An 18,905-nucleotide genomic window follows, 5' to 3' on the forward strand; every position below is an offset into this window, starting at 1 on the left:
AATTCAGTCAGATCCCCTTAACCTAACAACCAAAAAGGCCGTCAGATCAAAAAGATACGCCGTCAGCATATCCCTCTCTTCGTATTCTCTTGTCAAAGACCTAACCGAACCGAGCCAAGCAATCTAGCAGATCCAGAGGAAGCTGCCAACCGTGATCTCGTCCGGTGAAGCGGTTTCTAAGCGATCGACCCCTACCCGTCAACACCATCCAACATAAAAACTTCAAAAAAGTGCGTCTTAATTTTTAGACCACACCAAAACCCCAGTTTGCCGCCAGTTTTCAACGGGATAGCAGCAACATTAACGGCTTGGGGGCTCCCCAATCAGCTGAAACCCCACTTTTGGGCCCCAAGAAGGCTTAGGAATCATGGAAGCCAACAGGGCTCCGCTCTTCCTCTTATATAAGAGAGACCGTTCTATGCCGCGCCCCTCTCCGTGCTCACGACTGTTCACGAAAAACGCGCCGCCTCGTCCCTGCCCCGCTTGAGGCGACCTTGACTATATGGAGCGTGCCACGATTTGTGCATGTGTGCAGGTTACACTGCTGCACAGAAACAGGTTGATGAGGCACCCGATGACGCAAGCAGAAATGACGGATCATGCCTCAATACAAGAGGTGTTATTTCACTGATGCGCGTTCTTTTCCCTTATATCGCACAGCCGCACCAAACCTTGCATTCTCTGCCGATTGCAATGGAAATCGCTAGCAGACACCCTGAAACAGAAGTCCATATTGCCTGCGCCACGCAAGCCCATCTGGATTATGCGCAATCCCTTGCGTCCTATTATCCGGAATCGAGAGCGAGCTTCGAACTTTTGCACCTCCCGAACCTGATCCGCGAGCGTGTTGAACGCCATGGGCACACCGTTTTTTCCCGGTTTGCGAGCCTTTTCTTCAACAAGAAATATTTCTCTACGTTTCAGGGCATCGTCGTGCCCGAACGCACATCGCTCTATTTAAGGAAGCTTGGTGTGCGCCAGCCCCGCCTGATCTGGACCCGTCATGGGGCGGGTGATCGGGCCATTGGCTTTGCCCGAGACGTCAAGAACTTCGACTATGTTCTTATGGCTGGCAAAAAGGTCGAACAGCGGCTTCTTGCTCAGGGGGCCATCCGCCCCGGCCACTATCATACTGGCGTTTATGCCAAGTTTGACATGGTGCGCCGGATGCGTAGCACGAGCTCCCGCCTGTTTAACAACAACCGTCCGACCATTCTTTATAATCCGCACTTCAATGCGCGCCTGTCCTCCTGGCCCAAAATGGGACTGAACATTCTCAGCCATTTTGCCAATCAGGATCGTTACAACCTCATTTTTGCCCCGCATTATCGGCTGTTCGACAATCGCCGGGCAGAGGCAGCGCAGCTCAAGCGGGCTTTTGGCGGCCACTCTCATATGATTGTGGATACGGGCAGCACCCGCAGCATTGATATGACCTATACCTCTGCGGCTGACCTGTATCTGGGGGATGCCAGTTCCCAGATTGCCGAATTCCTTATCCATCCCCGCCCCTGCGTTTTCCTGAATGCGCACGACGTTGCCTGGCAGGGTGATGAGAACTACCGCTTCTGGACTCTTGGGCCCGTCCTGAACCAGCTGGAAACCTTCTCTGAGGACATTGAAGGCGCATTTTCTTCACATGATGCTTTCGTAAATCTCCAAAAAGACTATATACGCGACACGTTCGATCTCACGGGAGACGAACCAACCGCGCCGGTAGGGGCCGACGCTATTGTTGATTTTCTTCGAATGGCCAGCTGATGAACGTTATAAATCCTGCATCTTCACCTTCTAACGAAGAGGCCCTGCAGCCGGTTCCCACCGGTTCTGGTCAGCAGCGCCGTTATGGAGATTTTGCAACATTCCCCGAAGCGCTTGATTACGCTGCGCAGGGTGAAGCTGGCTTTAATATCTATTCCGGCCGAGGCGTTCTGCTGGAAGCTCTGCCGTATCGCAAACTGCGTGAGCAGGCGATTGAAACCGGCCTGCGCCTTTTGGGAATGGGCCTCCAGCCGGGTGACCGGGTTGCGATTGTCGCCGAAAGCGATGGCGATTTCGCCCGCATTTTCTTTGGCTGCCAGTATGCTGGTCTGGTGGCGGCTCCCCTCCCCCTGCCCGTCGCGTTTGCCGGGAAAGAAACCTATCTGACCACGCTGCGCGGTATGATTACCAGCGCCGGGGCCAGTGCGGTAATTATCCCGCAGATTATTGAAGGCTGGACCGACGATATCGTCAGCGGCATGGGACTGGCCTTTGCAGGCTCCCCCGCTGAACTGATGGAACGGCCTGTGCCGGACATGGCGCTGCCGAACATTCACCCGGAAGCCTTGTCTTATCTTCAGTTCTCCTCAGGCAGCACTCGCTCCCCCATGGGTGTGTGTGTCAGCCAGCGTTCCGGCATGGCCAATGTGGCCGCCATTGCGCATGATGGCCTGTGCGTAAGAGAAACAGGCGACCGCTGTGTGTCCTGGCTGCCGCTTTATCATGACATGGGATTGGTCGGCTTCTTCCTGACCCCCATGACATGCCAGCTGACGGTTGATCTGCTTCCGACGCGCGAATTTGCACGACGTCCGCATGTCTGGCTGGACCTGATTAGCCGCAACCGTGGGACCATCGCCTACAGCCCGTCTTTCGGTTACGAGCTCTGCGCGCGCCGTCCCGCCTCTGCTGAGCTGGATCTGTCCTGCTGGCGCGTTGCCGGGATTGGCGGCGATATGATCCGTCCGCACATTCTGAAAGAATTTGCCGAGCGGTTTGAAGCGGTTGGCTTCAACGCGAAAGCCTTTGTCGCCAGTTACGGTATGGCAGAAGCCACGCTTGCCATCAGCTTTGTGCCGCTGAATACCGGGATTGAGACCGATACGATTGATCTCCCGGCACTGGAAAATGACGGTATTGCCCGTGCGGCAACGGATCCTTCCACCCCGACCAGAACCTTTGTGGTCTGCGGCAAGGTTCTGCCCGGCCACGAGCTGGAAGTGCGGGACCCGGAAGGGCATGTGCTGGGTGACCGTCAGACCGGCACCATTTTTGTGCGTGGCCCGAGCCTGATGAACGGTTACTTCCGCAAGCCTGCCGACACAGCCCAAGTGCTGGATGAGGACGGCTGGCTGAATACGGGGGACCTTGGTTACATGCTGAACGGCCAGATTGTCGTGACCGGCCGCGCCAAGGATCTGATTATCATTAATGGCCGGAATATCTGGCCGCAGGATCTGGAATGGTCTGCTGAAAGCCATATCCCTGCCCTGCGCAGCCGCGATGTGGCCGTGTTCTCCATGGAAAAAGGAGAGCATGAGGAAATTGTGGCCCTCATCCAGTGCCGCGTGACCTCCCCGGAAGCGCGTGAAGCCCTGCGCGCAGAGGCTGCCAGCCTCTTCCGCCGCCTGCATGGCGTGGATGTGTCTGTGGTTCTGGTGCCGCCACATGCTCTGCCGCAGACGTCCTCCGGCAAACTGACACGCGCCAAAGCCCGCAAGATGTTCCAGACCGGCATGTTTGAACCGCAGCCTGAAGCAGCCTCTGCCTGCTGAGGCGGGAAAATAAGGATTTTAAAATGAGCGAAACCGTTGAAAGCGTGTCTGCGCTGATCATCCAGAAGCTTCTCGCCAATCCGAAAGTGCCGCGTGATATCGACGGCAACTGTAAGATCATGGACGATCTGGCCTTTGATTCTCTGGCAGTCATGAATTTTGTCATGGAAGTGGAAGACAGCATGGATGTCTCCGTTCCCCTCGACAAACTGGCTGATATCCGGACCATCAATGACCTTGCTGCCTGCGTTGTTGATCTGAAAAACAAAGGCTGAACACGCATGACGTCTATTTTTTCCAAATTTGACGGCATTGCAGGAGCTCTCGGCTCCCTGGTGGAAGCTGGCGGACGTAACCCGTTCTCTGTGGTGATCGAAAAGCCTGTTTCTTCCACGGTTGGTATCATTGAAGGCCGCGAGACGCTGCTTTTTGGCACCAACAACTATCTGGGCCTGAGCCAGTCCCCCCGCGCGATCAAAGCGGCTCAGGAAGCTGCGGCAACCTGCGGCGTCGGCACAACCGGCTCCCGCATTGCCAACGGCACGCAGTCTCTCCACCGGCAGCTTGAGCGCCGCATTGCCGATTATTTTGGTCGCCGCGACGCCATGGTGTTCTCCACCGGATATCAGGCCAATCTGGGCATGATTTCCACACTGGCGGGAAAAGACGATTATCTGATTCTGGATGCGGATAGCCATGCCAGCATTTATGATGGCAGCCGCCTGAGCCCTGCACAGGTGATCCGTTTCCGCCATAACGATGCGGATGACCTTTACAAGCGCCTGAAGCGTCTGGATGGCACCCCCGGAGCAAAGCTGATTGTTGTGGAAGGCATTTATTCCATGACCGGCAATGTTCCGCCGATTGCCGAGATGGTCGCCGTCAAGCGTGAAACCGGTGCCTATCTGCTGGTTGATGAAGCCCACTCCTTTGGTGTGATGGGCGAACATGGCCGCGGCATTGCTGAACAGGCTGGCGTGGAAGCGGATGTGGATTTTATTGTCGGCACCTTCTCCAAGAGCCTTGGTACGGTTGGTGGCTACTGTGTATCCGACCATCCGGAACTGGAACTGGTGCGGCTGAACTGCCGTCCTTACATGTTCACAGCGTCTCTGCCGCCGGAAGTCATTGCCGCCACCATGGCCGCTTTGGAAGACATGGCGGAACATCCGGAGCTGCGCACGCAGCTGATGGACAATGCTGCCCGTCTGCATGCCGGGTTCCATGGCCTTGGCCTGAATGCCAGCAAGCAGGTCAGCCCCGTGATTGCCGTCACTCTGGAAGAAATCGGGCAGGCCATTGTGATGTGGAACCGTCTGCTTGACCTCGGGGTTTACGTCAACCTCAGCTTGCCGCCCGCAACGCCGGACTCTCGTCCGCTGCTGCGTTGCTCTGTGATGGCGACACACACTGCTGAGCAGATCGACAAAGCGATTGCGATCTTCAAGCAGGCTGCTCTGGACGCTAACGCTCTGCCAGCAGCCGCCTAAGAGCGTTTGAAAGCCCCCTTGCGCCAGAGCCGCCAGAGTAACGGCGGTGCGGCCAGCAAGGGGTGCTTTTCAGCAAAAGGTGTCAGCGGCACCTTGATCCCGCTATGCCGTTCGATTTTCCACGCCGCGTAGCGTGCCCCTCCGGTAAATGTATAAGCTGCCTTCATCAGGCGCAGGATATTCAACGGACGCCCTATGCGGCGCCGGACCTGCCATGCCTGCTCTTCCCGGAATTTCTGGGTGGGTGAGATCAGCGGTCTGACCTCTTCTCCCACCACTTCGTAAGGCAGTCCCGCCACCTGCCAGCATGGCAGCAGCAGATCCCTGTAGCGGTCCTGATAGCTGGCGACGATCCCGGCCCCACGGCCTGCTTTTTCTACCCGAAGCTCTGTCTGGTAGGTCTGGCGATAGAGGGCATTCCAGAAATCGTTCCGGCTGCCTTTTTCCGGACCGAGGAAGGCTGTCCAGCGAGCCGCCGTCAGGGTGGCGCGCATCACGCAGCGGCGTAATGTCTGGGCTGCGGCAGCATCCCGCTGCCAGACAAGCCGCACGGGTTGAGAAAAACGCGCCCAGACCGTCGTATCCAACGCACTAAACCCGGTTAGCCTGCGGAACTGGGCAAGCGTCAGGATGGCGACTTTGGCACGCAGAGGCTGCCCCTCAACAGTCAACTCGTGATATTCAACATTGGGCGGCAGGAGCGCGTTGGCCAGACAGGCCAGCCGGCTGCGTGGCCAATCCGATTGCTTACGCACGATCACGTAAAAATCGAGCAGCGTGTCCGTCTGAATGCCACCCCGCAGACCAGAACCGTAGAACAGCACGCCCAGTGGTTCGGCTGTGCCGACCATCTGTTCCACAAAATCCAGCACCGCAGGGCTGACGCGTGTTGTCAGTTCCTGCCGGATCTGGTCATCCAGAAAACGGGCGGCTTTGACCTGTGTCGTGACGGTATGCAGTTCAGTTGGCTGCTGTTTTACCATGTCATGCCTGTAGGAAAGAAAGAATCGGTCCTGCGGAAATTTCCAGACCTTGCGCCGGTCCCGTTTCCAGAACCTCACCATCCAGCACGAATGACTGCTCCGTGTTGAGCAGAAGCTGCCGGGCAGAACCGCTTGAATAGGTTGGGTCCGCCCGTAGCCATGCGGGGCTACGCCCACGCAACAGGCTCCAGATGGCCCGCATCAGTTTTTTGGGATTTGCGGCCACATCCAGATAGCTGATGCCTTCGTCCGCTCCACCCTCACGCCAGAACGGCCAGATGCCATGCGGCAGACAATGCAGCCCCGTGCACAGGAACAGGAAACGGTTGTGGGCTTCCAGCTCGCCTCCGTTCAGACCAAGTCCGACCGGCGTCCCATCCAGCCAGCTTTGCCGCAGGCGCGGCGTGATAATCTGCCGCAGGGTTTCCGCCAGCGTAATCAGCACAGCAGTGTCATGCGCATAATTTTTCAGGATGGCGGGCGAATGGGCAATTTCGATTCCACGCGTAAACGCACCCAGACCACCGAAAAAGCCCAGAACAGGCGCACGGTCCTGCCCCGGCCAGGAGACAACCAGAGGCTGACGCTGCTTGACGTCTGACACCAGACGGTCTGAGCGGGCTCTGTCCTGAAGTCGTTGCAAGGCTTCCTCACCCCGCAGGCCAAACCCGACATCGGCGGCTATCAGATTCGTATTGCCAGATGGCAGAACGGCGATCATCGGCAGTCTGTCTTTAGGGTAAGAAGAGACATACAGCGCGCTCAGCACGTTACCGACTGTGCCGTCCCCTCCGTCCACTACCAGACACCGCACGTCCTGCCGTGCCATGTCTTCTATGACGTCATGCAGTTCGGTCTGGGAGTCTGGCGAGAAAAACAGCGGCCCCAGAGTGCGGCGCGCGCAGTCCAGATAACGACTATCCGCCTTGAGATTGCGTCGGCTGCGGGAATTGTGAATCAAGGCGAAACGATCGGGCACTCGGAAACTCTTGCTTTTGCAGATACGGTGCCAGCGCTTTTGCTCCGGCTTGTCGCGGTGGTATAATTAGAGTCCGCCCGCTTGTCACATACTGTCCTGTCAGGCCCCCTGCGCCGGAGACCTTCTTTTTTGCCTTCTTTTCAGATTGCGCACCTGTCCGACCCCCATCTTCCGCTGGCGGAATTCCCGGCTCTGGATGAAATTCGCTTCAAGCGTATCCTCAGCCTGCTGTCCTGGACATTAAAACGTCGCCATCTGCATAAAGCCGCCCCGCTGGCACGGGTGATGGACGATATCCGGCACTTTCAACCCAAATTGGTGGCGTTGACAGGCGATCTGACCAACCTTGGCCTCCGCTCGGAATTTCGCCGTGCCCGCCGCTGGCTGGAAGAGCAGGCTTTGCCGCCTACCCTGCTGGTGCCGGGGAATCATGATGCGCTGATCCGCCAGAATGCCACCGGGAAAGCGGCCCTGTGGGGAGAGTGGCTGAAAACGGATGCCTCTTTCCCGTCCCTGCTTGTGAAAGACCATATCGCCCTGATTGGGGTGAACACTGCCGTGCCAACGCGTCCATTTTTGGCCTCGGGCAAAATGGGAGCCGCGCAGGCTGAGCGCCTCCGTGCCGTCCTTCACAAAACCGGGCAAGAGGGACTGTGCCGGGTCGTGCTGATCCATCACCCGCCCGTGGCAAAGCTGGTCAGCCGCCGGAAGGGGCTGGATGATCTGGCACTGTTCCAGTCCATTCTGCGCGAGGCCGGGGCCGAGCTGGTGCTGCATGGCCACTCGCACCGCGCGACTCTCGCCTGCATTCCACACACGGATATTCCAGTTGTCGGCACGACGTCCGCCTCGCATAGTGCGGACAGCCCGGCCACCGCAGCCGGATGGAACGCCATTGCTGTCCATCCGCAGGCCGGACACTGGTCAATAACCGTTCTGCGGCGGGAACTTGGAACGGATGGCATCATGCGCGATGGTTTAACGCGAGTGTTCACGCCCCATCGCCTTTCCCCGTCAATCCGGCTATGACACCCCCCATGCCGAACCCGCCCCTGTTGCGCCGACTGCAAGCGTTCTTCACTCCAGGCACTCTGGATCGCTATCTGATTGCGCAGGTCATTCCGCCTTTTCTGGTCGCCCTCTCAGTCGTGATGGCCGCCCTGCTGCTTGAGCGGCTGCTGGTGCTGTTCAACCTGCTGGCCGCAGGCAACAACCATCTTGGCGTTTTTGTTGAGCTGCTGACCACTCTGCTGCCGCATTATCTGGGGCTGGCCATTCCGGCGGCACTCTGCGTAGGCGTGTTCTCCATTATCCGGCGCATGAGCCAGAATGAAGAAATTGACGCCATTACCAGCAGTGGCATTTCTCTGGTTCGCATTACGCGGCCCTATATTCTGATGGGGGCGTTACTGAGCTTTCTCGCCTTCCTGCTGTATGGTTTTGTGCAGCCGCATGCGCGGTATGACTTCCGGGCGACGTTCTACATGGCCAGCCACACCGGCTGGGCGCCCAGGCTGCAATCCAACATGTTTGCCAGCCCCTCGCCCACGCTGACCATCGTGGCGGATAACGTCACACAGGGTGGGTCCGATCTGCATGGCGTGTTTATCCGCGATACGTCTGACAATCAGGAACGCGATATTACCGCCCGGCACGGCCATATCCGGCTGGCATCAGACAGTTCCGCCGTAGAAATTGATCTGGAAGACGGCACAATCCTGACAGACAACCATAAGAGCGTGCCGACCCTTACGACCTTTGACCATGCCACACGCCTGCTGACCCGCGCGAACCATATCACCCCCTTCCGTGAACGCGGCGAGGATGAGCGCGAGCTGACCTCTCCCGAGCTTGTCAGCCGGCTGATCCATCAGGATCCGTCGATCTCGCGCCCGCATATGCGCTCGGAAGTGCATTTCCGGCTGGCGCGCAGCCTGACCATCCCGTTTATTCCGGCACTGGCGGCCGCCCTAGCCATCATGCGTAAGCGGCAGCGGAGCAGTGCCGGGTTGGTACTGGCCTTTATCATCATGGTGGGGTTCGACCATATGCTCCAGTTCGGGCACAGCATGGTTGCCACAAAAAAAGCCTCTCTGCTGATTATCTGGGGGCCAGCCCTTTTCTTTGTCGCGATGAGTTCTCTGCTGCTTCTGTATAAGTCCGGCACATTTCAGACTCTCAAAGCCCGGTGGACGAGCAAACGACGCGCTGGGGCGAAAAACAGCCAGAAGGCCCTGCCTTGAAAACGCAGTCTCCCGCTCCGACCCACGTTCTCCTACGCTACCTGTCTGGCGTCCTGTTCAGCCGTGTCATGTTCAGTTGCGCCATTCTGGTGGGGCTGATGGAAATTCTGGCTCTGCTGGAACAGACCACCCCCATTCTGCAGCGGCATCTGGGCGTTTCCGGTATTCTGACCTATGCGGGGATGCGGCTGCCGTTTCTAATGGCGGGAGCCCTCCCGCTTGGGGTGCTGATTGGTGCGCTGATCATGCTCACGCAGATGACCCTCGCCAGCGAGATGGCCATTCTGCAAGCCTCCGGGCTTTCCATGTGGGGCCTCTACAAGCGGCTCATTCCCGCCACGCTGATTATTGGCGTGATGGGCGTGGTGCTGGACGACCAGGTTACCCCCCGCTCCGAACAGGCTCTGGCCGCATGGTGGAACCGCACAGACCCTCACCCCGAAAATGGCCACGCCTTCTGGTTCCATGAAGGTGGGCGGATAGGCCGTGTGCACTATGTTGCGGATGGCGGCAACATGCTTTCCGGCCTTGATCTGTACACACGCACACCGAATGGCCTTCTGCATAAAGCCATGCATGCGGAACGTGCGGATTATACCCACGCGCATGGCTGGCAGCTGCATGCCATCACAGGCATTGAAGTCGATGGGAATAAAACGGCCAGACTGCCGGTCGAGGCCGACGCTGCCTGGCAGACAACCCTGCATCCGTGGGACTTTATCCGCCTTTCGGCTGAAAATCCGCCCCTGTCTTCGGGCACCATTATCGGCATGTTGCGGGGGCGGCTGCCCTCCGATTCCAGCCCCGGCTTCCTGCAGGCGGGCCTGCTGGAACGCTTTCTACGCCCGGCGGCCATGATGGTATTGTTGTTGCTTGCCATGCCGGTAATCTATATTCCACCCCGAACAGGCACACGCAGTTGGGTCCCGGTCTGGTGTCTGGGGGCCGGTCTGCTCTTTATTATCGCGCAAGGGCTGTTACGGGCCATGGGCAATGCCGGACTTCTGCCCCCCCCCGTTGCGACCATCCCCGGGTTGATCATTTTCACCCTGGGAGCGGCCACGGCGCTCCTGAGGAACGAGGCAAAATGAGCGGTACTCTGAATAATGCGACAATCCGCACAGGCCGGAGTTTTGATCTTGGCAAGATGAACCTCCGCCAGCTGTGGGTCGCCTATCTGACTTACCCGACCATCCTGCTGTATTTCGCACTGGTTATTGCCAGTGCTGCCCTGGCTACATGGTTTTTTGCCGGATGGGGCCCGACACTGATTTCCATTGTCGCGGTTATTCTGGTCTACCCGGTGGTGTGGTATCTGCTGCATCGCTACGTCCTGCATGGGCGCACGCTTTATAAGATGAAATGGACGGCCGCCCTGTGGAAGCGCATCCATTTTGACCACCATCAGGATCCGCATCTGCTGGACGTGCTGTTTGGCGCACCGGTCACCACGCTGCCGACCATTGGGGTGATCACCCTTCCCATCGGTTATCTGATTGGTGGATGGGGGGCTGCTGCCACCGCCTTCGGCACCGGTGTGGCCATTACCTGCATCTATGAATTCTTTCACTGCATCCAGCATCTGAACTACAAGCCGCGTGCCGCGTGGATCCAGCGGATGAAGGCGCGCCACGTGCTGCACCACTTCCATGATGAAGACGGCAATTTCGGCATCACCAGCTTTGTGGTCGACCGCGTCTTTGGCAGCTACTATCTGGACGCCAAGGCCCGCCCGCGTAGCCCCACGGTGTTCAATCTGGGCTACGACGTGAAGGAAGCGAAGCGCTTCCCATGGGTGATGGATCTGACCGGGTCTCCCCCGCGTGACCGGCCCGACGGTGCCCGTCCGGAAGCCAAACTGATGCGCGACAACACCCGACACGCTGCATGAACACGACTCATGGGGCGCTGTCCGCCCTTATTCTGGCGGGCACACGCCCCGGCGCGCCGGACCCCATGGCGCAGGCTTGTGGCGTTTCTCACAAAGCCATTTTGCCTGTAGCCGGCACCCCTATGGTGCTGCGTGTCATCCACGCCTTGCAAGCCACACCGGGCATTGGGCGGATTGCCGTTTGTATCGACAATCCGGCCGTGCTGGAGGGTTTGCTGCCCTCTGATATTGAGATTGTTCCTTCCAGCCCGAATGGCCCCAGTGCCAGTGTGCTGGCCGGGTTGACGCAGATGGGCACCCCCCTCCTCGTCACGACTGCGGACAATGCCTTGCTGCGTCCGGAATGGATTAGTGAATTTCTGGCTAAATGCAGCCCGCAAACGGATGTTGCCGCTGCTGTTGCACCGGAAGCCGTCGTGCTGCGCGATGTGCCCGGCACGCGACGCACCTTTATCCGGCTGGCTGATATGGCATTTTCCGGCTGCAACCTGTTCCTGTTCCGCACCCCGGCCTCCCTACAGGTGGCAGCACTTTGGCAGCGTGTTGAAAAAAACCGGAAGCATCCGCTGCGGATTGCCTGGCTGCTTGGCCCCGGCATTCTTCTGCGCGCAGTATGCAAGAAACTGACACGCGCCGCCCTGTGCAGGCGCATTGGCGCGTTGAGCGGCACGATGGCGGAACTGGTGCCGCTCTCAGATGGGCGAGCCGCCGTTGATGTCGATAAACCGGCTGATCTGGAGCTGACGGAAAAGCTGATTGCTGCCGACGCCGCAGCGAACGCCTGATCCTGCCATGCGGATTGCCTACATTATCAATTCCACAGAAGGTGGCGGCGCGGCCTTTCCTGTGCCTGCCATTACCAGCGTGTTTCGCAACGCCGGGCACGAGGTTGCTGTCTTTGCGCTGACGCGGCGTGATGGCCGGGCCATCAAACCCATGCAGGACGCGGGGCTGGATGTGCGGGTTCGGGACGGTGGCCGGAAAGATCATCTTGCCGCCCTGCTCTGGCTAAAACGCCAGATGGAGCTGTGGCAACCCACTCATCTATGGACGTCCCTGACCCGCGCGACTCTGCTCGGGCAGATTGTCGGCCAGATGCGGGGTATTCCCGTTGCCAGCTGGCAGCACTCCGCCCGGCTGCGCCCCCCAAACGGCACTTTGCTACGCCTGCGGCGGAATGCCTCCTGCCTGTGGGTGGGAGATTCGCAATACGTCACGGACATCACCCGGCAGCAACTCCATATCCCGGCGGACCGCCTGCTCTGCTGGCCGATTTTCCATGCGCGGGCCAATGCGCCGCAATCCCGGCCATGGCAGCATGGAGAGCCAGTGCGCCTTGGCTCTCTGGGGCGGCTGCATCCCGTTAAAGGGTTTGATACGCTTTGCCTCGCCCTTGCCCGGCTTCAGCAGGCCCAGCGCATTCCTCCTTTTCACCTGACACTCGCAGGAGAAGGAGAAGAGCGCCCGGCACTGGAAGCCCTCATTCAGGAAAACGGACTACAGGAGCATGTCTCCCTACCCGGCTTTTGTGAGAATACTGGCCAGTTTCTGGCCGACCAGCATCTCTATCTTCAGCCATCACATTGGGAAGGATTCTGCATGGCGGCGCATGAGGCCATGCAGGCTGGCCTGCCGGTGATTGCCTCCGCCGTTGGAGAGCTCACCCATTCCATCCGTAATGCTGAGACCGGCTGGACCGTGCCGCCTAAAGACCCCGACGCACTGGCCACAGCCCTCGCAACAGCCCTCACCCAGCCGGAACAACTGGCCGGTATGGGTCAGGCAGGACGTAACTATGTCCTGACCCACTTCAGTGAAGAGGCCTTTACCCATGCGGGTGAGGCAGCCCTGCATAAACTTGCAGCGCTGACGACCTGATAAGCCGGACGCTGCCAGAGCGCGACACGTTACCCCAGCAAGGCCGCAGCTTTTTCCGGAACATCCGCCATACGCGCAGCACTGCCGTTTGCCTCTTTGGCAAAAGCCGGATTTCCATACCCCCACGCCGCAAACAGGGATCGCGCGCTGGCGCCTTTTGCCGCCAGCAGATCCGGCATCATATCCCCAATCATCACAGTGGAGGCCGGGTGCCCTCCGGCCTGCTCAATCGTGCCCAGCAAGTGCGCCGGATTGGGCTTTCTGACAGGAAAGCTGTCCCCGCCCCCTATGCTGGCAAAGAGAGAGGTCAGTCCAAAATGATCGAGAATATGCCGTGCCGCGGCTTCGGGCTTGTTGGTACAGACCGCCAGCTGCCAGCCCTGCGCCCGTAACGTCTCTAACGCGTCCTCCGTGCCGGGAAACAGGCAGGACAGCCGCGTTGCCCGAGGCATATAAAGACCCAGAAACTGCTGAACGGTCTGATCCGGATTGATCCCGATCTGCCCGTGTGGATCCGCCGTGCGAATCAGGCTCTCCACCAGCGCCTGAACGCCATTGCCAATCATCCCGCGCACAACGGGATCCGAGACGGGCGGCAGACCATGCGAGGCCAGAATTTCCCGCACGCAATCGGCAATGTCCGGCAGGGAGTCCAGCAAGGTGCCGTCCATATCAAACACGGCCAGTCCTGACTGCGTCATACGCTGTTATCCTTCTGTAAATTTTGGAAAAGTTTTATGATACACATATAACGTCTTTCCCCGGCCAGACGTTTGACACTTCCTTGAGCTTGGCTTACCGCAAGTGGATCATGACGTCTTCTCCCGCATCCCGTCCCGCCACTGCCGTCCTGCTTGCTGCCGGGCTTGGCACCCGTATGAAATCCTCCCGCCCCAAGGCCATGCAGCGTCTGGCAGGCAGGCCCATGCTGGCCCATCTGATCGCCAGCGCGGCAGAAGTGTTTGACCGGCTGGTTGTCGTGATCGGCCCGGAAATGGGCGATGTGGCCGAGCTGGCTGCGCCCTACCCCGTCGTCATCCAGCATGAACGGCTGGGCACAGCGCACGCCGCGTTGCAGGCGGAAGCTTATTTTGGGGATGGCGATGTGGCCGTTCTCTATGCCGATAATCCACTGATTTCAGCAGACACGCTCAGCCGCCTGCTGGAAGCCCGGCATGCGCCGGATGTGGGACTGGCTCTTCTGGCCATGCGCCCTGCTGAACCGGGCCGCTATGGCCGCGTGATTGCGCAGGACGGGCTTGTGGAACGGATTGTGGAATGGGCCGATGCCACGCCGGAAGAGCGGGCTATTGACCTGTGCAATGCCGGCGTGCTGTGCGCGGATGCCGCCACCTTCCGCCGCTGGCTGCACAGCGTGAAGAATGACAACGCCAAAGGCGAATTCTACCTGACAGATGTGGTGGATTGTGCCGTGGCCGATGGGGTGCGCGTCCATGCTGTGGAAGCCGCAGAAGACGAACTGCGCGGCATCAATTCCCGTATGGAGCTGGCAGAAGCCGAAGCCGCCCTGCAAGATCGCCTCCGGCAGAAAGCCATGGAAAACGGTGTGACGCTGGTTGCTCCAGAGACGGTATTCTTCTGCGCCGACACCACACTGGCCCCGGATGTACTGGTAGAGCCGCATGTGGTGTTTGGCCCCGGAGTGACGGTTGAAAGCGGCGCTGAAATCCGGGCTTTCAGCCATCTGGAAGGCTGCACCGTGCAGGCAGATGCCATTATTGGCCCGTATGCACGCCTGCGCCCCGGCACCACCATCGGCACAGCGGCCTGCGTGGGCAATTTTGTGGAAGTGAAAAACACCACCCTGGGTGATGGCGCAAAAGCCAACCATCTGACCTATCTGGGGGATGCGTCCGTTGGCACCAGCTCGAATGTTGGGGCAGGCACGATTACCTGCAATTATGACGGCTTCTTCAAACACAAAACGACCATTGGGGACCGGGTTTTTGTCGGCTCCAATTCCATTCTGGTGGCTCCGGTCAGCATTGGCACCAATGCGCTGATTGCTGCGGGCAGTGTGATTACCAAAGACGTGCCGGAAGACGCCATGGCCTTTGGCCGCCCCCGGCAGGAAAACAAGCCCGAACTGGGCAAACGTTTTAAGGAAACTCTCAAAGCCCGAAAGGAAAACGGCTGATGTGTGGCATATGCGGCGTTGTCGGCCTGCGACACGCCACCCCGATTGTCTTTGAAGGTCTGCGCCGGCTGGAATATCGCGGTTATGACTCCGCAGGTATTGCAACGCTGGTTGATGGGCGGGTTGAACGCCGCCGGGCTGCGGGCAAGCTGGATAATCTCGGCCGCCTGCTGGAAGAAAGCCCACTGGGCGGCACCACAGGCATTGGTCACACCCGCTGGGCCACGCATGGTGCGCCCACCGCCTGCAATGCGCACCCGCATGGCACGGAACGCGTGGCGATTGTCCATAACGGCATTATTGAAAACTTTGAGACGCTGCGCCGGGAGTTGGAAGCCGTCGGACAGGTTTTCCAGACGGAAACGGACAGCGAAACCATCGCCCTGATGGTGGATTACTATCTGACGCAGGGGCTTGCCCCGAAAGAGGCCGCTCTTAAAACCCTGAACCGCCTTGAAGGCGCTTATGCCGTCGCCATGATCTTTGCTGGTCATGAAGGCCTGATGATCGGCGCCTGCCACAGCGCGCCTCTGGCTGTTGGCTATGGTGACGGGGAAATGTTCCTGGGGTCTGACTCCCTCGCCCTCGCCCCGCTGACCCGCCGCATTACCTACATGGAAGATGGCGACTGCGTGGTGATTACCCCCGCCGGGGCGGACTTCATGCGGTTTGATGGCACGCCTGTTACGCGCAAGGAGCAGACAACAGCTCTCGCCGCAGGCTCCATCGGCAAAGATGGCTACCGCCATTACATGGAAAAAGAGTTGCACGAGCATCCGCTGGTTATCGGGCAGACGCTGCAGCGCATGGTGGACCCGGCCAGCCGCCGCGTGATGCTGCCGGAGATGCCGTTTGATCTGGCTTCCGTGCCACGCGCCGTCATTACCGCCTGTGGCTCAGCCTTTTATGCCGGTATGATTGGTCGATACTGGCTGGAAGATATTGCCCGCCTGCCGGTGGATATCGATGTCGCCAGTGAGATGCGGTATCGCAATCCGCCCCTCACAGCCGGCTCTCTTGGTCTGCTCATTTCTCAGTCCGGTGAGACTGCCGATACGCTGGCCGCTCTGCGCAGCCTGCGGGAAAAAGCTGTTCATATCCTCTCCGTGCTCAATGTGGAGCACAGCACCATGGCGCGTGAAAGTGATGTTGTGCTGGGCACCGTGGCCGGTCCGGAAATTTCCGTGGCCTCCACCAAAGCCTTTACCGCGCAGCTAACGGTTCTGGCCTGCCTGACCATTGCTACCGCCCGCGCCCGTGGCACGCTGGATGCTCTGGGTGAGGAAGAACTGGTCTCCGCCCTGCTTGATCTGCCCAGCCGTGCGGCGGAAGTCTTCACGCAGGGTGAAGCTGTCCGCCGTATGGCGCAGGTCGTGGCGGAAGCGCGGGATGTGCTCTATCTGGGCCGGGGCAGCATGTTCCCCGTCGCCATGGAAGGCGCGCTGAAGCTCAAGGAAATCACTTACATCCACGCGGAAGCCTATGCCGCGGGCGAGATGAAACACGGGCCGATTTCCCTGATCGACCGGACTGTGCCGATTGTTGCCAGCGCGCCCTACACCCCGCTGTTTGATAAGACGCTCTCTAACCTGCAGGAAGCCAAGGCTCGTGGCGGTCGCCTGCTGGTCTTTACAGACACCAAGGGGGCTGAGCGCGTCTCCGCCATAGCGGAAGATATGGTTGTGCTGCCACATGTGCATGATTTTGTGGCCCCCATCCTGCAAACCATTCCGGTGCAGATGCTGGCCTATGAGGTTGCTGTGCTGAAAGGCACGGATGTGGACCAGCCGCGCAACCTCGCAAAGTCAGTAACGGTCGAATAAGCCGACGTTCACACAGTTTTAGACGAGTCTGACAAAACGTGCGGCGCACTGTGTCCTGAGAAAACTCTCAGACCTGGGCACCGCACGTTTTTGTTTTTTCAGGTCGCCTGCTTCGGCGTCCCGTCCAGAAGAATGGTAATGCGGCCAAGTTTGGGGTGATCGATCTCAACCCGCACCGCTACAAAACCGGCTTCTCCTATTTTTTCAAACCACGCCCGGCCCGGCTGCGGGTTCCGCAACTTGCTCTTCTCGCTGTTAAACTTGAAGCCTTCAGTCTGCTGCGCCACAAAATCACACCGCAGCGCATCTTCACCCCATTCCAGCGGACCGCCGGAAGGAAGGCGTTGTAAGCCAACCGGGTGCATGGAGAGTGTGCTCAAACGCATGCCATCAAAAACTTTGGCCTGCCCGCTACAGGTCTGGGTGGTGCGGACCTGATGCAGCAAATTCATCAACGCAGCGAGGGTATCGATGGCCCCCTTTTTGTCTGCGTCAGGCACAACTTCCCGATCCGTCTCGGCCGGGTCAAGCTGGGTGACCACAGGCATCTGATCCCGATAGGCCAGAGAGACATGGCGGTTCCGGCCACGAGACCAGCCCACGCTATCATACGCGGCAGGCTCTGCGGTCTGACCCGCAAACTGCCCCTGAGCACTGGTCTGCAAATTCGTTTTCATGAACAGGCCGAAAAACCCGCCTGTCCTGATATGGGCGGCAACCCCATATTGCGTCTCGCTCAGCCGATAGGATGCCTGAATATCCATGACGTTGAAGCCATGCGCATAAACACGATAGTTCACGACAGTCTGAGGCAACGCGGCATCAGCGCGCGCGACAGAGCCACACCCGCCCACCAGTAAAAGTCCGGCACACAGGCCCGGCACAAGAGACCTCAAAAGAGCGGCCCCACCGGACAGCAAACGTAAACGCGGCATAGCATTCCTTTTCAAACGGCCTCAGACAGACTCGGCCTGCACAGGACGATACCCCAACCGGCGGGAAAGCGCCTGCGCCAGAGCCCCAGCCATGCGCCCCAGCTGGCTGACATCATAACGGCCAAGCTCAGTTTGCGGCAGGCTCAGTCCTACCCCCGCCACCATGCGCCCGGAATGATCCTTCACCCCTGCGCCGAAGCACCACAGACCATCATGAATCTGTTCATCATCCACGGCGTAACCACGCTCTCTGATTTCCGCGATTTCCCGTACCAGAGTCGTAACTGAGCGGATACCGTTGGGCGTCAGCGGTTCCGGCCATGTTGAAGCTGGATGCAGGGTCAGCCATTCCCGGAAGGCGTTATCGTCCATCTCGGCCAGCATGGCATTGCCTGTGGCCGTAAATATGGCAGGCAGACGCATGCCGACGCGGAAGGACGCGCCCAGCACCGTGGCACTGTTCCGGCAGGCCATGTAGACCACTTCCGTATCTTCCAGCACCGTGAGTGTGACCGTGAAGGCCGCGAGGTCCGAGAAGCTTTCCAGAGTCTGGTAAAATTCCGTCACCAGATCCCGCCGTTCCGTCACCCCTCCGGCCCAGTCCAGCAGGCGCGCGCCCAGCCGATAGCCTTGTGTGACGGTTTTTTCCAGCAGCCCCAGTTCCACCATAACCGCCACCAGCCCGTGGACTGTGCTGCGGGGCAGTTCAAGCTGGCGGGCGATATCAGCCGCAAGCGGCGGGCGCTCTGTGCTTTTCACCAGATCAAGAATGCGCACAGCCCGGCGCAGGGCGGGCACAGAATCATGAGATTTGGACATGCCGTTTCTTATTTTCCTTGTTGACAAAGAGGGGCCTTACCCTCATTATTCCAAATACGGGATCGAGTTCAATATAATGAACAATAAAAATCAGAACTCGATCCTACCGCAGACTATTCTGGTGGAAGCCTGACAAGAACCCGGAACAGGGCAGCAGGCTTCCCCCCGGA

Annotated in this window: 17 protein-coding genes; 12 read left to right on the top strand and 5 right to left on the bottom strand. The window is 59.0% G+C overall.

All coding sequences use genetic code 11. The features are described from left to right. Positions 1–630 precede the first annotated feature (630 nt). The 4 genes from KP703_RS03635 to spt are packed head-to-tail and all read left to right on the top strand — an operon-like array spanning position 631 to position 5,026. A complete protein-coding gene (locus KP703_RS03635) occupies positions 631–1,761 on the top strand; it encodes a sensor domain-containing protein (RefSeq protein ID WP_215753843.1) in 1,131 nt (376 codons plus the stop codon). Beyond that, positions 1,761–3,536: a fatty acyl-AMP ligase gene (locus KP703_RS03640; RefSeq protein ID WP_062274485.1), complete on the top strand. Its 1,776-nt coding sequence runs from the start codon at positions 1,761–1,763 to the stop codon at positions 3,534–3,536. The genes KP703_RS03635 and KP703_RS03640 overlap by 1 nt, the downstream gene beginning before the upstream one ends. 23 nt (positions 3,537–3,559) lie before the next feature. Continuing rightward, the gene (locus KP703_RS03645) at positions 3,560–3,811 is read left to right on the top strand and encodes an acyl carrier protein (RefSeq protein WP_025826965.1); all 252 of its coding nucleotides are present in this window, start codon (positions 3,560–3,562) and stop codon (positions 3,809–3,811) included. Between the two features lie 6 nt (positions 3,812–3,817). Further along, positions 3,818–5,026, top strand: coding sequence for a serine palmitoyltransferase (spt, locus tag KP703_RS03650; protein ID WP_062141852.1), 1,209 nt, complete (start codon positions 3,818–3,820; stop codon positions 5,024–5,026). Here the strand turns inward: spt and KP703_RS03655 are convergent. Beyond that, on the bottom strand, positions 5,023–6,009 hold the full coding sequence (locus KP703_RS03655; RefSeq protein ID WP_252353818.1) for a hypothetical protein: 987 nt from the start codon (positions 6,007–6,009) through the stop codon (positions 5,023–5,025). The genes spt and KP703_RS03655 overlap by 4 nt on opposite strands. Position 6,010: 1 nt before the next feature. After that, positions 6,011–6,988, bottom strand: coding sequence for a diacylglycerol kinase family protein (locus tag KP703_RS03660; protein ID WP_215753844.1), 978 nt, complete (start codon positions 6,986–6,988; stop codon positions 6,011–6,013). A gap of 129 nt (positions 6,989–7,117) precedes the next feature. Between KP703_RS03660 and KP703_RS03665 the strand changes: the two genes are divergently transcribed. Genes KP703_RS03665 through KP703_RS03690 form a run of 6 tightly spaced genes read left to right on the top strand, consistent with a single transcriptional unit; the run spans position 7,118 to position 13,000 of the window. Next, complete coding sequence (locus KP703_RS03665; protein WP_252353819.1) at positions 7,118–8,017, top strand: metallophosphoesterase; 900 nt, start codon at positions 7,118–7,120, stop codon at positions 8,015–8,017. Then, positions 8,014–9,231, top strand: coding sequence for an LptF/LptG family permease (locus KP703_RS03670; protein WP_062141854.1), 1,218 nt, complete (start codon positions 8,014–8,016; stop codon positions 9,229–9,231). Before KP703_RS03665 ends, KP703_RS03670 begins: the two co-directional genes overlap by 4 nt. Beyond that, complete coding sequence (locus tag KP703_RS03675; protein ID WP_062141855.1) at positions 9,228–10,322, top strand: LptF/LptG family permease; 1,095 nt, start codon at positions 9,228–9,230, stop codon at positions 10,320–10,322. The genes KP703_RS03670 and KP703_RS03675 overlap by 4 nt, the downstream gene beginning before the upstream one ends. Further along, positions 10,319–11,122, top strand: coding sequence for a sterol desaturase family protein (locus KP703_RS03680; protein ID WP_062141856.1), 804 nt, complete (start codon positions 10,319–10,321; stop codon positions 11,120–11,122). The genes KP703_RS03675 and KP703_RS03680 overlap by 4 nt, the downstream gene beginning before the upstream one ends. Then, the gene (locus KP703_RS03685; protein ID WP_215753845.1) at positions 11,119–11,907 is read left to right on the top strand and encodes a nucleotidyltransferase family protein; all 789 of its coding nucleotides are present in this window, start codon (positions 11,119–11,121) and stop codon (positions 11,905–11,907) included. Before KP703_RS03680 ends, KP703_RS03685 begins: the two co-directional genes overlap by 4 nt. A gap of 7 nt (positions 11,908–11,914) precedes the next feature. After that, entirely contained in the window at positions 11,915–13,000 is a 1,086-nt protein-coding gene (locus KP703_RS03690) for a glycosyltransferase (RefSeq protein WP_215753928.1), read from the top strand. A 29-nt stretch (positions 13,001–13,029) separates the two neighbouring features. Here KP703_RS03690 and KP703_RS03695 read toward each other — a convergent pair whose 3' ends face one another. Beyond that, on the bottom strand, positions 13,030–13,701 hold the full coding sequence (locus tag KP703_RS03695; protein ID WP_062141859.1) for an HAD family hydrolase: 672 nt from the start codon (positions 13,699–13,701) through the stop codon (positions 13,030–13,032). A gap of 110 nt (positions 13,702–13,811) precedes the next feature. On the opposite strand from KP703_RS03695, the gene glmU reads away from it, so the two are divergent. Both glmU and glmS read left to right on the top strand, forming a co-directional pair. After that, positions 13,812–15,158 (top strand): bifunctional UDP-N-acetylglucosamine diphosphorylase/glucosamine-1-phosphate N-acetyltransferase GlmU, encoded by a 1,347-nt coding sequence (gene glmU / locus KP703_RS03700; protein ID WP_215753846.1) that lies wholly within the window; start codon positions 13,812–13,814, stop codon positions 15,156–15,158. Continuing rightward, positions 15,158–16,981 (top strand): glutamine--fructose-6-phosphate transaminase (isomerizing), encoded by a 1,824-nt coding sequence (gene glmS, locus KP703_RS03705; RefSeq protein ID WP_062274472.1) that lies wholly within the window; start codon positions 15,158–15,160, stop codon positions 16,979–16,981. The genes glmU and glmS overlap by 1 nt, the downstream gene beginning before the upstream one ends. Before the next feature lie 98 nt (positions 16,982–17,079). Here glmS and KP703_RS03710 read toward each other — a convergent pair whose 3' ends face one another. Both KP703_RS03710 and KP703_RS03715 read right to left on the bottom strand, forming a co-directional pair. Beyond that, on the bottom strand, positions 17,080–17,916 hold the full coding sequence (locus KP703_RS03710; RefSeq protein ID WP_215753847.1) for a DUF3108 domain-containing protein: 837 nt from the start codon (positions 17,914–17,916) through the stop codon (positions 17,080–17,082). 21 nt (positions 17,917–17,937) lie between these two features. Next, complete coding sequence (locus tag KP703_RS03715; RefSeq protein ID WP_062141861.1) at positions 17,938–18,735, bottom strand: IclR family transcriptional regulator; 798 nt, start codon at positions 18,733–18,735, stop codon at positions 17,938–17,940. Between the last annotated feature and the right edge of the window lie 170 nt (positions 18,736–18,905).

Source organism: Acetobacter sp. P5B1 (assembly GCF_018811985.1).
GTDB classification, from domain to species: domain Bacteria; phylum Pseudomonadota; class Alphaproteobacteria; order Acetobacterales; family Acetobacteraceae; genus Acetobacter; species Acetobacter cerevisiae.

Bases quoted from the DNA above. Each gene is read 5' to 3' on its own strand.
- glmS (WP_062274472.1), top strand. From the start codon at position 15,158: ATGTGTGGCATATGCGGCGTTGTCGGCCTGCGACACGCCACCCCGATT.
- KP703_RS03715 (WP_062141861.1), bottom strand. From the start codon at position 18,735: ATGTCCAAATCTCATGATTCTGTGCCCGCCCTGCGCCGGGCTGTGCGC.
- KP703_RS03710 (WP_215753847.1), bottom strand. From the start codon at position 17,916: ATGCCGCGTTTACGTTTGCTGTCCGGTGGGGCCGCTCTTTTGAGGTCT.
- KP703_RS03640 (WP_062274485.1), top strand. From the start codon at position 1,761: ATGAACGTTATAAATCCTGCATCTTCACCTTCTAACGAAGAGGCCCTG.
- KP703_RS03685 (WP_215753845.1), top strand. From the start codon at position 11,119: ATGAACACGACTCATGGGGCGCTGTCCGCCCTTATTCTGGCGGGCACA.
- glmU (WP_215753846.1), top strand. From the start codon at position 13,812: ATGACGTCTTCTCCCGCATCCCGTCCCGCCACTGCCGTCCTGCTTGCT.
- KP703_RS03690 (WP_215753928.1), top strand. From the start codon at position 11,915: ATGCGGATTGCCTACATTATCAATTCCACAGAAGGTGGCGGCGCGGCC.
- KP703_RS03645 (WP_025826965.1), top strand. From the start codon at position 3,560: ATGAGCGAAACCGTTGAAAGCGTGTCTGCGCTGATCATCCAGAAGCTT.
- KP703_RS03680 (WP_062141856.1), top strand. From the start codon at position 10,319: ATGAGCGGTACTCTGAATAATGCGACAATCCGCACAGGCCGGAGTTTT.
- KP703_RS03655 (WP_252353818.1), bottom strand. From the start codon at position 6,009: ATGGTAAAACAGCAGCCAACTGAACTGCATACCGTCACGACACAGGTC.
- KP703_RS03695 (WP_062141859.1), bottom strand. From the start codon at position 13,701: ATGACGCAGTCAGGACTGGCCGTGTTTGATATGGACGGCACCTTGCTG.
- KP703_RS03635 (WP_215753843.1), top strand. From the start codon at position 631: ATGCGCGTTCTTTTCCCTTATATCGCACAGCCGCACCAAACCTTGCAT.
- spt (WP_062141852.1), top strand. From the start codon at position 3,818: ATGACGTCTATTTTTTCCAAATTTGACGGCATTGCAGGAGCTCTCGGC.
- KP703_RS03670 (WP_062141854.1), top strand. From the start codon at position 8,014: ATGACACCCCCCATGCCGAACCCGCCCCTGTTGCGCCGACTGCAAGCG.